Genomic DNA, 15,873 nt, shown 5'->3' with positions numbered 1-15,873 from the left:
GTATTGGGGATGTGAAAGTAAAGGTGTAAACCATGTGGTCGGTACCGGACGTAAACCATGTGTCCGGTACGGACCTGATTTTGTTGGTGGGCCCAACAGGACTTGAACCTGGGACCAAAGGATTATGAGAGCAGACATCCAAAGAAAACCACTAGGATTTCAAGAGCTTACGTCACCTATTTATCGGTGTGTGAGCTTTTGTGTTACTGATTTAACTAGAGAAGAAGAAACACTAGCTCACTCTTTGGTTTTCAAAACCACAGGATTTTTGGAGCAACCATCTAACACTTCGTTGCTCCAAAGTGCTTTTTGCATATGGTTGGTGAGCGTTACTTAAAGTAACGCTTGTATATGGAGGGGCCGCTAACGGCCCAAAGCAGACCCCCAAATAAAAAACCTCCCGGAATAATTTTGGTCAATCTTGGTGGTATTGCGAGGGTTCGAATGACACAAATTTGTTATATAGTATTTTAAGAAGCGTCACATAAATCGACGCTTGAATTCATAGAGAACCGCCATGACTCCGCTGTTGACAAAATTTAGACCACTGTTACCTCAGCATTATGAAAGCCTTCGCTCTCACATTAAAAAATTAAGTGATGATGATCGACTCCAATTATTCGGTTCTCAGTTGAGTAAAGAAGCAATTGATATATGGGTAAAAAATATTCAGTGGGATCAAACCCAGCTTTTTGGAGCATGGCTGCTAGATAAATTTAATAGAGAATCTGAGCTAATTGGCATTCTTCAGTTAGAGCCCATGAATCAAATTGGCACATATGAACTAAGCATATCCGTACTACCTTTATTTAGAAAACAAGGAATAGCAACTTCAATGCTCGCAGCTTTGATGAGGATCAAACTAAAGAATCCAATCGAGCAATTAATCGCATTTAATGGCCATTTAGCCTTAGTATCGATTATTAACTCAATTGGACTTCAAGCATATTTCTCTACAAATAATTCTAAGGTGTCAATTCCTTGGCAACAGTCCTCTAATATGGATTAAGCATTAGCACGTAATTGCCTAGCTGCCTCAACCATATTTCTCAAAGCTGGTATTACTTCTGGCCATTGTCTGGTCTTTAACCCACAATCTGGGTTAACCCAAAGCCTTTCAGCTGGGATTCTTTCAGCCGCTTTCTGCATGAGACTAACCATTTGATCTTGTGTAGGAATATTCGGAGAGTGAATATCATAAACACCAGGTCCAATTTCATTGGGATACTTAAAGCTATCAAATATATCAAGAAGCTCCATATCTGAGCGCGAAGTTTCAATCGTGATGACATCTGCGTCCATTTGAGCAATCGCTTCAATAATGTCATTAAATTCAGAGTAGCACATATGGGTATGTACTTGCGTCTCATCTTTAACTCCGTTAGCAGTAATTCTGAAGGATTCAACTGCCCAGTCAAGATAGTGCTTCCACTGCGATTTTCTCAGTGGCAAACCCTCGCGTAGTGCGGCCTCATCAATTTGTATGACCTTAATTCCCGCACTTTCTAGATCTAAAACCTCATCACGAATAGCTAGGGCTAATTGATAACACGATACTGAGCGAGGTTGATCGTCACGTACAAATGACCAATTCAGAATGGTTACTGGACCTGTCAGCATTCCCTTCATTGGTTTTTTAGTCAAGGATTGTGCATAACTTATCCAATCGACTGTCATTGCTTTAGGACGACTAATATCACCAAATAAAATTGGTGGCTTTACACAGCGAGATCCATAGGACTGAACCCAACCAAATTGACTAAAGGCGTATCCGTCTAGTTGTTCTCCAAAATATTCCACCATGTCATTACGCTCAGCTTCGCCGTGAACTAAAACATCTAAACCTAAATTTTCTTGCTCATTGATACTACGGGCTATCTCATGCTCCATCGCTTTTCGGTAGTCTGCGTTATTTAATTCTCCCGCTTTGTATTGACTTCGAGCTTGTCTGATTTCATGAGTTTGCGGGAATGAGCCAATTGTGGTGGTGGGATATTTAGGCAACCTTAAGATAGCCGCTTGTTTTCCGGCCCTGACTTCATAGTGAGATTCTCGCTCTCCCATTTGTGGCTTAATTTTTGATAAAGCATCTTTTACTAGTGGATTATTGACTAGCGGAGAATTGCGACGTGCTTCAATTGCAGACTGATTGGCTGCTAATTGCTCGGATACAGACTGTCTACCCGCATTTAATGCTTTTGCTAAAACCTCTAACTCAGCCAGTTTTTGTACACTAAATGCAAGCCAGTTCTGAATTTCTTGGTCTAATTTTTTCTCGCTAGTTAGGTCTACTGGGGAATGAAGTAATGAGCAAGATGGAGCAATCCACAATTTGTCACCCAATTTCTGAGCTATTGGTTCTAACCAGTCTAAGGTTTTGTTTAGATCTGTTTTCCAAATATTTCGGCCATTAATGACACCTAATGATAAAACTTTTTGTATTGGTAGCAAGTTTAGAATTAATGGGATCTCTTCTCTAGCATTAATCGCATCAATATGTAATCCATCTACTGGTAAGTTGCAAGCAAGGTAGCGGTTATCTTCTAAGCTACCAAAGTAAGTGGCTAAAAGAATCTTCATTTTGTTTGACCTGAGGTGATGATAAGCCTGCTTAAATGCATGCTGCCAATCCTCATCTAATTCTGTAACTAGTATGGGTTCATCAATTTGTGTCCACTGGGCACCATGATTGGCTAACTCTTCTAACAACTGCCCATAAATCGGCAGTAATTTGCTTAATAAATCTAACTTGTTAGAGCCATCTTTTGCTTTTCCAAGCCATAGATATGTAACGGGCCCAATAATGACAGGCTTAGCATTGATGCCTTGTTTTTTTGCTTCTGCTAATTGTTCAAGCAAACGCGATGAATCGAGCTTAAATTCTGTACTGGCGGTAAATTCTGGAACGATATAGTGGTAGTTTGTATCAAACCATTTTGTCATCTCGCCAGCAGCCACACCGCCACAGCATTGAGCATGATCCTCGGAGCTGTTTACTGAACGGCCTCTAGCAACCCGAAAGTAATTATCTAAAGTATCGCCATGAAAATCTTTTACCCGCTCAGGTAGATTTCCTAGCGTAAAACTCATATCGAGTACTTGGTCATAAAAAGCAAAATCGCCGACAGGTACCCAGTCCAAAGATGATTGATCTCTCCAGTGACGCTCTCTGAGTACAGCGCCTTGAGCAATGAGCTCCTCTTGTGAAATCTCGCCCTTCCAATAGGATTCCAATGCAAATTTCAGTTCGCGTTTAACGCCAATGCGGGGAAATCCTAAGTTATGTGTGCTGACCATGATTTTTTACCATTAAGTTGATGTGCATTGAATCTTAGATACTTTGATCTATGAAGTAAAATGGTATTATTTCAATAGTCCATTACTTTTATTCATAATATGATTGAGCGTAACCATTTAGCTATTATTCGTGAGATTGACCGCCTAGGTTCTCTGACGGCGGCCGCTGAGACCCTTTTTCTCTCTCAGTCTGCCTTAAGTCATACGATTAAAAAATTAGAGCAATCCTTTGGGACTGCGATATGGCAGCGTGATGGGCGTAACTTACGCCTTACGCAAGCCGGCAATTACTTGCTCATGGTTGCCAATCGATTACTTCCACAACTCGAACGTGCCGAAGAGCGATTAGGTCAATACGCTAAACATGAGCGAGGCGTTCTCAGAATTGGGATGGAGTGCCATCCTTGCTATCAATGGTTACTCAAAATAGTAGCCCCCTATCTTGCAGAATGGCCAGATGTGGATGTTGATGTTAAACAAAAGTTTCAGTTTGGAGGTATTGGTGCGCTGTTTACTTATGATATTGACTTATTGGTAACGCCCGATCCGCTTTACAAACCAGGCTTGGAGTTTGAGCCTGTATTTGACTATGAGCAAGTATTGGTAGTTAATAAAGGCCATCCCCTTGCAAGGGAAAAGTATGTAATTCCTGAGCAGTTAAGTAACGAGATTTTAATTACTTACCCAGTTGAAATTGATCGCTTGGATATTTACAACCAATTTTTACAGCCTGCTGGTATTAGTCCAAAAAAACACAAAACCATAGAGACTACCGACATCATGCTACAAATGGTAGCCAGTGGTAGGGGCGTTGCAGCCTTGCCAAGATGGCTTGTTGAAGAATATGCGATAAATTTGGACCTTGTTCCTGTTCAACTAGGAACTAAAGGGATAGCAAAACAGATATTTTTAGGTATGCGTGAAGCTGATAATGATATTGACTACCTTAAATCTTTTTTAGATATAGCAAAGGTTTAAATGTTCCTCTCGTCCGAAGATGAAACATTGATATATTCAAAAGGACAGTGGCGACAACTGTTTCCACAGCAAATTCCACGCTTTAAGTGTGCTTGACTGGTGAGAACCAGGTAGCCTGTAGCAGGATCAATGTAGGTGTCTAATCCCTGCTTACGCTCAACAGGCGTAGTGAGTTTTCAATTTAACAAAAGGGTCTATTTTGCAGCCTTTTTTACTAATTAATACTTAACGCGATAATCCTAGAAAATAATCGTTGATATAAGAATTTTCAACCAAATACTTTATTCCAAGGACTTACGCACTGCTGTTTTCATAGTAACTAATTCTTCCGCCACTGTTGGATGAATGGCAATCGTTGCATCAAAGTCTTGTTTCGTGGCCCCCATCCTGATAGCAATCGCTATAGCCTGAATGATTTCCGGCGCTTCGTCACCAATCATATGTGCCCCCACAACTTGCTGTGTTTTTACATCAACCAAAAGCTTCATATAAACTTTTTCTAAACGATTTGATAATGCACTTTTTAAGGGCCTGAAGTGCGCCTCATAGATATCTATTTCTTTGTAAAGCTCTAAAGCCTGTTTTTCAGTTAGACCAACAGTTCCAATAGGCGGCTGGGTAAACACTGCGCTGGGTACCTGAGAAAGATCAACTGTTATTGCCTCTTTACCGAATAGGGTTTGAGCTACTGCATTACCTTCTCGAATCGCAACTGGAGTCAACGCAACACGACTGGAGACATCCCCAACGGCGTAAATTGAATCAATCGAGGATTTGCCATAAGCATTAACCTCTACTGCACCATTTTTAGCAAGGCTCACGCCAATTTGCTCCAAATTTAAATGGTGAGTATTGGGGATGCGGCCTGTAGCAAACATGACTTGATCAATTTGATGTTGCCTATTTCTACCATCTTTGAAAAATACTGAAAATTTCCCTTCATTATTTTTTTCAATTCGCTCTAGCTCGCAAGATAATTCAAATTGAATTCCTTTATTGATGAGTTCCTCTTTAAGATGTTTACGCACATCGGCATCAAAAGATGCACCTAATATATCTTGCCCTCGATGAACTACTCGTACATGAGAACCAAGGCCATGAAAGATCCCTGCAAACTCAAGCGCAATATATCCAGCGCCAACAATCATGATATTTTTTGGTTGCTTTTGAAGATAAAAAACCTCGTTTGAAGAAATTACATATTTAATTCCAGGTATTGACGGCAACGCAGGTTTTCCACCTGTTGCAATCAAGATGTATTTTGCTGTAACTCTTTCTGTCGATTCGCCTTCTATTTGAACTGTATGAGCATCGATCAAAGAGGCATGCCCTTTAAGTACCCGTACATCTGAAGTTAATAAGTTTTTTTCATAAATACTGCTTAGTCTTGATATCTCTTGATCTTTCCCCTCAATAAGGGCTTGCCACGAAAAATTAGGCTCGTCAAACTCCCAACCAAAACCTTTTGAATCTTCAAACATTTCTGAAAAATGCGAGGCATAAACCATCAGTTTTTTTGGTACGCAACCTCGAACAACGCATGTTCCTCCGAACTGAAATTCTTCAGCTATTGCAACCTTGGCACCTAATTGACTAGCGATACGTGCAGATCGAACACCACCAGATCCGCCACCAATGACAAAATAGTCAACATCATAATTGTGTGTGGTCATTTTTTTTATTCAAGTTAAATTATGATGTGTGAAAATATTTTTTTATTTTTTGTCTAAAAAGATGCCAGTGCTTTGAGGCCGCAAAAATAATATCTGTTCAGAGAAGTCTAGAATTTAATTTTAGCTAACCAGTCAGAAATTACCAAGAGCGGGTGCTGGAATTAACTTTTAAACTGCTCTTTTTACTTATAAGCTGAGTTGTTACTGAAGAGTTGTATATCTGTGTAAGCTAAATTACTTTTCGTTTATTTATTTGGATCTGTGGCATAACGCAAATAAGGCAACTTAATGTCTAGAGTGCCAAATTGAGCGCTTGCCTGTTCATCATTGAGGGCTAGTGCCACGATAAGGTCTTGCCCAGGAATCCAGTTTGCTGGAGTTGCTAATGGCTTGCCATCGGTTGTCTGAATGGCATCTAAAGCTCTGAGAATTTCTGCAAAGTTACGCCCGACAGACATTGGGTAAGAGATGGTTAAGCGCACCTTCTTATCTGGCCCAATGATAAATACAGTACGGACAGTAGCACTATGCGCAGGAGTTCGACCATCTGGCAGATATGCGTCTGCTGGCAACATATCATACAGTTTTGCCACTTGCAAGGCAGTATCGTCAATAATTGGAAAGTCTGCAGGTACTCCAGCAAAAGAAGCGATATCTTTTTTCCATTTTTGATGATCTTCTACACTATCAACCGAAACACCCATTACCTTAGTATTACGCTTGGCAAACTCAGGTGCTAGTTGGGCTACTACACCGAACTCGGTAGTACATACCGGCGTGAAATCTTTTGGATGAGAAAATAAAATAGCGTAGCTATCTCCAATCCAATCATGCAAGGTTAAATTGCCAGCAGTTGAATCTGCTGTGAAGTTTGGTGAGAGATCATTAATTCGTAGTGCCATATTTATTCTCCAAAATGATTGTCATGTTAGGGTAATGTATAAAATAATCTTAGTCTATTAAAGTTAGGTTAGTATTTATTAGGGGTCTTGAGTTTTTAGCTTAATTTCTTAATTTGCACAAGACTAGTAAATCCATAAGCGTTACTTTAAGTAACGCTCAATAGCTAAATGACTAATGCCTCAGAGTCCAGAATAGTAGGTCTAATTATCTTTTTTGTTTAAAGTCTCAACACGAACGAGCCTTTCTTCATCCGTTAACTCATCACAACGACTCGCAAAGTCTGGGGTACGTAAATAAGCCTGCGTACCTTGCCTAGGGCCATAGATCTTCTTAGAAAGTTTAAATACACCCCAAGTTATAAATGCCATGCCGATGACGGCAATATGGCCAAACATGTTGTACGCGATGCCATCAAATTTTTTAAAGTACACGCCGAAGGCAAGACACCAAAAACAAGCCAGCAAGATAGAGGCAACTAGCTTAACTTGTAGCGGAGCGTATTTCAGTGGGTTCGTGTTGGGATTTACAAGCTTAAAGCCTGAGTTAAGTAGGTAATAAAACATCTTTAGTAGACCAAACATAAGTAAATCCTTGTGGTTTTGGAATATGCTCTATTGGTAAATAGTCCCAGTTTTTTAACAAAACAGCTCAACTCTAACAGGATTTTGCTAAGCAAAACCTGTGTATCCATACTAATAGATTTTTGTTGCACAGTTGACATAGTCTATAGTCTTAACTCATCACCCGTATCGGAATTGGATATCAGCATGGTTGCATTTTTATACTTTCTCGGAAAGCACTTAACATCAAATAAGCTCCATTAATTCAAGATTAAAAGTGTTTTTCTATTTTGAAAGAATGAAAGGAGTCTTTACGACTGATTCACATTAGGAGTTTGCTTCTGGACAGCAACTGCCCAGTTTCCTCTGAGCGCAAAGTATAGGCCGCCAACCCAAAGAAATAAGTGCAAATTATCGTTCAAGATAAACTGCATCAAACTTTCAGGTTTTATGACAACCCAGATAACGCCTGTTATTACACAGCACATTGTGATGCCACTAAAGCGCGTAATTAAGTCACCTAACTCGGCTACTATTGGGATATCTTTTAGACGTGGCATGGTAGTCAATGCCCCAACCAATAATCCAACACCAGCAGCAATTTCTCCGTAGCATACAAACCACCATACTAGTGAGGGCAATCCTAGAGCAGCACCAGTTGCAGGATCAAATGGAAATTTACTAAGGCCTTGTTGTATGAACACGATCGCTAAAGGTATTCTTAATAAAATGTGACTTAGACTAAAGTCTGGTAACTGCTGCCAATAGTTTTTTAAATTAATAAGTTTCATTTTGGGGATCCATTAGTAAATTTCACAACACTGAATTATTTACTTTGATATTTTTGTAAAGTTTTAAGAGGCACAAGAGTCAAAGCAGCCTCATGCGATGCTGTTAAATTGACTGGGGGCGCCACTCCAGCCGCCTCAGCCTCAACCCATCTGGCAGTACAGAGACACCATTTATCTCCAGGTTTTAATCCAGCAAAATTCGAGCGAGGTATCGGGGTTTGCAGGTCATTACCACGAGATTTTGTGTAATCAAGAAACTTTTTGGTCATTGTTGCTGCAACCGCATGTTGACCTGGATCATTTTCATCAGTTCGGCAATACCCATCTCTATAAAAGCCCGTGATTTGACTTCCCTTGAGCGGAGCTAGATCTTGTCCTAAAACATTAGAACTTTTGGTCTTTTGAGTAATAGCTGGGAAAGATAAAACTATCAAAGAAAGGCAAAGTAATTTACGAATCATATTTTCCAGATGCCAGAACTATCTGACATATGTGCTCAAGACGCTCAATATGCTCATATGCTTGCCAAGGAGAAACATCGATTGCAACTACTCCATGCCCTTTAATGCCGACAATATCATAGCCAATAAAGCCATTATCATCCAGCTGTAAATTAGCATGGCACTGATCTGCAAGCTGCTGACTAATTGGCTCTACATCTTGTACATTAGGAGCCACCTTTGTATAGCGATTAAGCTCTGGAAATGACTCACTAACTTTACTTAAATCGATGCCAGCGTGCATGGCTGCGATACAGTAGGTTGGGTGTAAATGCACTACCACTCTCACCTCATTGCGATGTTGCCCCATCTTTTTTTGAAGTCCAAAATGCAAAGGTATTTCGCCACTGGGTTTAAGATTTTTGCTTATGTCCGTATACTCAAGCTCTTCCCAAGCCTCACCCAATAACTGAATTTTCTTGAACTGATCAGGCTGTAAGGTTTGCTTACGAACACCGCTGGGAGTAATGTAAAAGTGATCACGATCGTGATGTCTGATACTGACATTACCATCTCTACTAGTAATCCAATTGCGCTTGTAAGCGTCTGTTAAGGTATCACAAATTGTTTCTAGCATTTACTTGTCTTTTAAAAAATCTTCTTGAGTTTGCCTGCTTATTACAATTTTCTTTTCATGGTGGAGTTTAACCAAATAGAGCTTAAAAAGAAGTCACCCGAAGATGACTTAGAGGCCTTGTTGAAAGACCTAAAGAGGGACTTACTCTATTCCTATTAGGGTTTACACGTATAAAACTACTATCAAGAGGGTTTTTGCAGCCCTGCACCATGGGTAAATAAAGTACATACTAACTAAGTATTTACCCTAATATATCTTAATAAAGGAGCCTTAAATGACTCAATTCAAACAGTTTTTTGATAACTTGATCGTAGTTTTAATCGAGACTCGCAAAGCTTACCTTAAGCGCCATTTACATCATCTTCTAGGTTCATGATTGGAATACTTGATATATGGAGCTTTAACCAAGCGAATCTGACTCATCAGGCATTGGAAATTTCGCCTTAAAAAGATGTTGTTGTAATTTATTGGCCTAATAGGGATCTATAGACTGTACCACCAGTGATACGAATAGATGAGCAAAAGCTCACCTGTAGGTAATGTCTTTACTTGTGAGCGCTAATCTACTTGCCCCCAGCAGGGCTTAAGTATATTGAGACCGCAAGTCTCGAGAGAAATGACATCCAGTAAAGGCCGGAAGTAAACAACATTGCCATAGATTTCTATCTTTATCCTAAAAAGATTTACAAGATCGATCGGCCAAAATTAGGTTTTTTGTAAATCCTCTTTTTCACTTGGGTGATTTCATTTATCAAAAAATATATTTAAATACATTAATGACTTATATGTCTTATTTGTTGCAGGATACACAACTTTTTAACTTCATTGATATGTTATCAACACAGCAACATACTCAATTGAAAAAAAACGACGACAAAAACCCTATAGTTTGACAAGATGAGCTCATTTACAGATTTAAAAGTATGATGACTAATGAAAATAAGCATTTTTATTACATCCAAAAAAATAAAACTTTTGCTTTTTATCAACTTTCTTTTAACTAAAAGGGTTCTAAATGTTTAACGAAATATTATCAAAAGCAAAAGTGTCGTTTTGGTCAACGCTACTTTTTGGAGTAACTTGTACTAATGCATTTGCATCCTCATCAACACTAGAGCCAAATGACTTTGTTGGTATCTCATTTTGGTTGATTTCGATGGCACTAGTCGCCTCTACAGTATTTTTCTTCCTTGAAAGAGATATTGTTTCTGTTAAGTGGAAAACTTCATTAACAGTTTCAGGTTTAGTAACTTTGATTGCCGCTGTTCACTACTTTTACATGAGAGACGTTTGGGTTTTAACAGGGTCCACACCAACAGTATTCCGTTACATTGATTGGCTCATCACTGTTCCATTGCTAATGATTGAGTTTTATTTGATCCTCTCAGCAATTGCTAAGGTCCCAACCGGCGTATTTTGGCGTCTGATGATTGGTACATTAGTAATGCTCGTTGGCGGTTATTTGGGAGAAGCAGGCTACATGAGCGTTCTTCCGGCATTTATTATTGGAATGCTAGGTTGGGCTTATATTTTGTATGAGGTCTTTGTTGGTGAAGCTAGCAAGATCAACGCTAAAAGCGCACCGCCTGCAGTGCAAAAAGCTTTTAACACAATGCGATGGATTGTTACCATTGGCTGGGCTATTTACCCAGTTGGATACTACTTCGGTTATTTGACTGGTACTGATCCAAAGGATAGCGCAAACCTTTTAAATATCATCTATAACTTAGCTGACGTTTTGAACAAAATCGCTTTCGGTCTCATTATCTGGAACGTTGCAAAAACAGAGTCACAAGCTTCAAAAGCATAATTTACAAATATTTAATATCTTCTCCGGCCTTTGCCGGAGATTTTATTTTTTTAACTATTCAATGTAAATAGTGACCCAAAGTTAAAAAATTCTACGCTCTTTAAATTAGAAAAATTTAAAGAAAGTGCTCGATAAATCAAGTTGCTGCCATGAACGAAATTGAGCGCTTACTGGAATCGAAAATAATCTTTGAAAGCCTAAACTCAACTTTGTATTTGCTAATTAAAAAGTATTTGACAGGTATCTACCTGAACTTTAAAGAGTCTAATTGGAACACTTAAATTGAAACATGCCATTGTTATTGGCGGAGGATTTGGCGGTATTGCCAGCGCCTTAAGACTCCGAGCAAAAAATTATGAAGTCACTTTGATCGATCGATGTGAGAAACTAGGTGGTAGAGCCCAGTTTTTTGAAAGAAATGGATTCAGGCATGATGCTGGACCGACAGTTATTACTGCCCCCTTCCTATTTGAAGAACTATTTGCCCTTTTCAACGAAAAATTAGCTGATCACGTTACTCTTGTTCCACTCAAACCTTGGTACCGTTTTGTCTATGCCGACGGTGATCATTTTGATTATGGCGGGACACTCGAGGAAACTTTAGACGAAATCAAACGAATTGAGCCTGACGATTGTGATGGCTACCTAAAGTTATTGGCACACTCTAAGCGTATTTTCAAAGTAGGTTTTGTAGAGCTTTCCACAGAACCTTTCGATGGACTTTGGACAATGTTAAAGCAAGTCCCAAGACTTATCGCATTGCAGTGTTATAAGACCGTATGGCAATTAGTAACTCAATATTTAAAAAGTGAAAAACTGCGTCAGGCATTTTCTATACAGCCACTCTTGGTAGGCGGCAATCCTTTTGACACCACAAGTATTTATGGCTTGATTCATTACCTAGAACGAGAATATGGTGTCTATTTTGCAATGGGAGGTACCCATGCGATAACCAAAGCTTTAGAGCAACTGATGCGGCGTAATAAGATAAATATCTTATTAGGACAAACTGTAAAGTCTTTAGTTATTGAGGCAAATACAGTCAATGGCGTCTTACTAGAGGATGGTAAAGAACTATCAGCTGATTTAGTAGTATCCGATGCTGATCCAATTCACTTATATACCAAAATGATTAGGCCAGAGAAGCAGCAATTTCTGGCACGCCTGAAGATTAAGAAAGCAAAACTTTCCATGGGGCTATTTGTATTATATTTTGGTACCACGAAGACTTATCCAGATATTGCGCACCATACAATTTGGTTAGGTGAACGTTATCAAGAATTGCTAAAAGATATTTTTGATCGAAAAATCCTTACAGATGATTTTTCATTATATTTGCATCGCCCTACTGCTACTGATCCTAGTTTTGCGCCACAAGGTTGTGATAGTTTCTATGTTTTATGTCCAGTACCAAATTTACTGGGAGGACAAGATTGGTCAATTGAGGGTCCCAAGCTACGAGATCGCATCGTTAGCGCTCTTGAAAAAACAATCATGCCTAACCTTTCTCAAACTATTACAGAAGATTTTTATATGACACCTAAGGACTTCAAAGATAATTACTTAGGCTCACATGGATCTGGATTTTCTATCTCGCCACTATTTACTCAATCAGCTTGGTTTCGTTTTCACAATAAAGCTGAAGGAATCAAGAATCTCTTTTTAGTTGGAGCTGGAACTCACCCTGGAGCAGGTCTTCCAGGGGTAATATCATCAGCCAAACTTATTGATAAGCTAATTCCGAGTATTGGGAAGGTTAAGCTCTCGTGAAGCCAATCACTCTTCATTCAGATGCTCATCAGGTCCTGGCAACGAAGGGTAAAAGTTTCTATTGGGCGAGTCATTTCTTAGGAAGAAAATATCGGCACAGAGCTACGCGACTCTATGGTTTTTATAGGTATCTTGATGACATGGTTGATGAAGAGGTTCAAGTAGTGACCGCTAAGCAAAATATCACTCAGGCACAACAAGCGATTTTATTAGGCTCCTCAAGTCAACCTACTCTCACTAATGGCATTGATCTAATCAATCAATGTCACATTCCCAAAAATATTATTTTTGACTTGATTGCAGGCATTAAGTCAGATACAGAACTTGTTAGGATCGCTAATGAGCCTGAATTACTCCGCTACTGCTATCAGGTTGCCGGAACTGTTGGGTTAATGATGTGCCATGCATTAGATATTAAAGATACAAATGCAAAATCTTATGCGATTGATTTAGGGATAGCGATGCAACTCACTAATATTTGTAGAGATATCAAAACAGATGCTTTGTTTAATCGCCGATATGTACCCGTTAATCTACTCGGGAATATTGAAATAAATGATCTCATCAACCCTAATGAAGAACAGGCAAGCATAATAAGGATGTCTGTCGATAGTCTTTTACGACTTGCAGACAGCTTTTATCAAAGCGGAGAAAAAGGATTGGTTTATTTGCCACTACGTGCAAGAATTTCAATTTTAATTGCAGTGCGTATTTACCATGATATTGGCAATCAGTTGCGATCAAAAAACTATGAATATTGGCACCAGCGTATGTTTGTTTCTTTGCCAAGAAAATTGGTGATTACTCTCTCTACAATAGTAGAAATAAGTGTTAGGTCTCATTTTTGGTTTCGCCCAAAGCATCGTGATGCTACCCTACATGAATCATTACATACCAACTCGCATTTTAGGATTTCTTAAATGGAACATGTTGCCACTGATTTAGTTGTAATCGGTGCGGGCTGCGCTGGGTTAAGTCTTGGCTTTAATCTAGCAAAGATGGGTGCGGATGCACCCAAAACTATTTTTCTTGAGCAGCGCCCTGAATACCATAATGATCGAACTTGGTGTTTTTGGGGATATCCAAATACACCGTTTATGGAGTTGGTTCAAAATCATTGGTCAAAAGTGAGAGTGAAAGATTCTAAGGATAGGAATGCGCTTATTGAGTGTGAATCCTCTCCGTATCAACTTTTAATTGCCAGTGACTTTTATCAGCACACACTCCATAAAATTGAACAAAATAATAGGCTGGAGCTGCGCACAGGCATTAAGCTCATCAATGAACCTTCACTAATTGGTAATAAATGGTTAGTGCAAACAAATAATGGAAATTTTTTAACTAAAGCAATCATTGATACACGCCCTCTTCAAAAGGCTTCGATGAGGGATACGACACTTTGGCAATCCTTTGTAGGCTACGAAATTGAGTGTGAAGAGCCTCTATTCGACCCTAAGACAGCCTATTTGATGGACTTTTGTGAGCCAAATGCAGACTTTACTGGCTTTACTTATGTTTTACCTTTTTCACCAACAAAGGCCTTAATTGAATTTACCAGCTTTGGAGGTCAAGCCTATTCCAAGGAAGATTTATTAGAAAGATTAGAGAAAACAGTTGCCAACTATGTAAGAGGAAAGCGTTTTTCAATTATCAGAGCAGAATCAGGCCTCATCCCTATGGGATTAGGTGCGCGTCATCCAACCTATACTAATAAATTTTCTAACAGTTATGTGCAGGTTGGAGTAACAGCGGGTTCTGCCAGGCCAGCTACCGGTTATACATTTCAACGTATTCAAACTTGGGCACAAGAGTGTGCAAAAGAACTAAAAAGAACAGGGCTGCCAATCGGTCATGCTGCTGATTCTTTTTTGCTATCAAAAATGGATACTATCTTTTTAAATGTTCTAAAAAATAACCCCGAGATGGGATCATCCTTATTTATGGATATGTTTACCAAAGTGAGTCATCCAAGACTGATTCGTTTCCTATCCGATCATGGCGGTATATTGGATTATCTTGCAGTGGTTATTGCTTTGCCACCACTTCCTTTTTTAAAGGAAGTTTTTCGTCTTTCAGAAAAATAAAGCAGATGAATCAGATTAAAGCCCAAGGTATCTGCTTTAGTATTTTAGCGATTGGGATAGTCATCATTAGTATTTTTTGGCAGCCCACTGATAGCCTCATCTATTTAATTATTTTAGCCATCATTATCTTTTTCCTAGGGGTACCTCACGGCGCCTTAGATCCCATTTTTGCTAAGAAATTACTGCCTGTTTCAACCTGGCAATCCTGGTCCTACTTTGTCTTACTGTATGGCCTGTTAGGTCTTGTGATGATCATTTTTTGGGTGTTTTCTCCCCTACTATTTATGATTACCTTTTTATGTTTATCAGTCTTACATTTCTCAAGAGATTTAGAAAATACCGCTCCGAAAATTACCAAGTTATTGTATGGAAGCGCTGTCATTGTTCTTCCAACGCTTCTCCACTATGACGTCATGGTTAATTTATTCACCTTGATCTTAAATCAAAACGATGGATTGCTGATTGTGAATTTTTTACACACGATTGCATTGCCTTATCTAATTCTTTTAATCCTGAGTATTGCATTTGAAACCTATCGAAATACTTTTCAAGCAATGGAGTTAGTGGCCGTTAGTCTATTAGCGATTTTCGTTCAACCTTTAATGAGCTTCACAATATTTTTCTGTGGGATGCATAGCGTCAGACATATGCTTAGAACCCAATATTATTCGCAATTGGGCTGGAAGAAGATCCTTTTAACTTCATTACTACCAATGCTAGGGGTTGTTTTAATCGCGCTACTCAGTTGGATCTTTTTGCTAGAATCACCAAATTATCCCCGTATCCTGCAACTAATATTTGTAGGCTTAGCCTGCCTCACGGTGCCTCACATGTTACTGGTAGATAGGGTGCAGCATCCAAATCATTAATCGAGCAAATTGATTCTCTAAAGCTTAGCCCCCTACAATATGAAAATGTTGATACAAATCG

14 protein-coding genes and 1 pseudogene are annotated in these 15,873 nt (G+C 39.1%); 7 read left to right on the top strand and 8 right to left on the bottom strand.

What is annotated here, in order from left to right; all coding sequences use genetic code 11:
- Nucleotides 1–517 precede the first annotated feature (517 nt).
- Entirely contained in the window at nt 518–1,009 is a 492-nt protein-coding gene (locus tag ABWP14_RS10780; protein WP_353202976.1) for a GNAT family N-acetyltransferase, read from the top strand.
- Here the strand turns inward: ABWP14_RS10780 and metE are convergent.
- Nucleotides 1,006–3,297, bottom strand: coding sequence for a 5-methyltetrahydropteroyltriglutamate--homocysteine S-methyltransferase (gene metE, locus ABWP14_RS10775; protein ID WP_353202975.1), 2,292 nt, complete (start codon nt 3,295–3,297; stop codon nt 1,006–1,008). The two genes, ABWP14_RS10780 and metE, sit on opposite strands and share 4 nt — an antisense overlap.
- A 99-nt stretch (nt 3,298–3,396) precedes the next feature.
- Here metE and ABWP14_RS10770 point away from each other — a divergent pair, with 99 nt between their 5' ends.
- Nucleotides 3,397–4,275 carry a LysR family transcriptional regulator gene (locus ABWP14_RS10770; protein ID WP_353202974.1) on the top strand — a complete coding sequence of 293 codons (879 nt, stop codon included), beginning with the start codon at nt 3,397–3,399 and terminating at the stop codon, nt 4,273–4,275.
- On the opposite strand, the pseudogene ABWP14_RS10765 reads toward ABWP14_RS10770, so the two are convergent.
- The 7 genes and pseudogenes from ABWP14_RS10765 to ABWP14_RS10735 all read right to left on the bottom strand — a co-directional run.
- Nucleotides 4,272–4,415: pseudogene (locus tag ABWP14_RS10765) on the bottom strand (C1orf53 family protein); the annotation flags it as partial. The gene ABWP14_RS10770 and the pseudogene ABWP14_RS10765 sit on opposite strands and share 4 nt — an antisense overlap.
- A 141-nt stretch (nt 4,416–4,556) precedes the next feature.
- Nucleotides 4,557–5,948 (bottom strand): glutathione-disulfide reductase, encoded by a 1,392-nt coding sequence (gene gorA / locus ABWP14_RS10760; protein WP_353202973.1) that lies wholly within the window; start codon nt 5,946–5,948, stop codon nt 4,557–4,559.
- 245 nt (nt 5,949–6,193) lie between these two features.
- The gene (locus ABWP14_RS10755) at nt 6,194–6,850 is read right to left on the bottom strand and encodes a peroxiredoxin (RefSeq protein ID WP_353202972.1); all 657 of its coding nucleotides are present in this window, start codon (nt 6,848–6,850) and stop codon (nt 6,194–6,196) included.
- Between the two features lie 201 nt (nt 6,851–7,051).
- Nucleotides 7,052–7,432, bottom strand: a complete 381-nt coding sequence (locus tag ABWP14_RS10750; RefSeq protein WP_353202971.1) for a hypothetical protein — start codon at nt 7,430–7,432, stop codon at nt 7,052–7,054.
- Nucleotides 7,433–7,722: 290 nt separating this feature from the next.
- A complete protein-coding gene (locus ABWP14_RS10745; protein WP_353202970.1) occupies nt 7,723–8,202 on the bottom strand; it encodes a DoxX family protein in 480 nt (159 codons plus the stop codon).
- Nucleotides 8,203–8,237: 35 nt separating this feature from the next.
- Nucleotides 8,238–8,663 (bottom strand): DUF2237 family protein, encoded by a 426-nt coding sequence (locus ABWP14_RS10740; protein ID WP_353202969.1) that lies wholly within the window; start codon nt 8,661–8,663, stop codon nt 8,238–8,240.
- Nucleotides 8,653–9,279 (bottom strand): class II aldolase/adducin family protein, encoded by a 627-nt coding sequence (locus tag ABWP14_RS10735; protein ID WP_353202968.1) that lies wholly within the window; start codon nt 9,277–9,279, stop codon nt 8,653–8,655. The genes ABWP14_RS10740 and ABWP14_RS10735 overlap by 11 nt, the downstream gene beginning before the upstream one ends.
- A gap of 1,015 nt (nt 9,280–10,294) precedes the next feature.
- Here ABWP14_RS10735 and ABWP14_RS10730 point away from each other — a divergent pair.
- From ABWP14_RS10730 to ABWP14_RS10710, 5 genes are all read left to right on the top strand, one after another.
- A complete protein-coding gene (locus ABWP14_RS10730; RefSeq protein WP_353202967.1) occupies nt 10,295–11,089 on the top strand; it encodes a bacteriorhodopsin-like in 795 nt (264 codons plus the stop codon).
- A gap of 282 nt (nt 11,090–11,371) precedes the next feature.
- On the top strand, nt 11,372–12,859 hold the full coding sequence (gene crtI, locus ABWP14_RS10725) for a phytoene desaturase family protein (protein WP_353202966.1): 1,488 nt from the start codon (nt 11,372–11,374) through the stop codon (nt 12,857–12,859).
- Complete coding sequence (locus tag ABWP14_RS10720) at nt 12,856–13,779, top strand: phytoene/squalene synthase family protein (RefSeq protein WP_353202965.1); 924 nt, start codon at nt 12,856–12,858, stop codon at nt 13,777–13,779. Before crtI ends, ABWP14_RS10720 begins: the two co-directional genes overlap by 4 nt.
- A complete protein-coding gene (locus ABWP14_RS10715) occupies nt 13,780–14,943 on the top strand; it encodes a lycopene cyclase family protein (protein WP_353202964.1) in 1,164 nt (387 codons plus the stop codon).
- Between the two features lie 5 nt (nt 14,944–14,948).
- Nucleotides 14,949–15,812: a Brp/Blh family beta-carotene 15,15'-dioxygenase gene (locus ABWP14_RS10710; RefSeq protein WP_353202963.1), complete on the top strand. Its 864-nt coding sequence runs from the start codon at nt 14,949–14,951 to the stop codon at nt 15,810–15,812.
- Nucleotides 15,813–15,873: the final 61 nt, after the last annotated feature.

The sequence above is a fragment of the Polynucleobacter sp. genome, from assembly GCF_040400325.1.
Taxonomy (GTDB): Bacteria; Pseudomonadota; Gammaproteobacteria; order Burkholderiales; family Burkholderiaceae; genus Polynucleobacter.
Note: the sequence above shows the minus strand (reverse complement) of the source record. Positions and strands in the feature narration are given on the sequence as shown.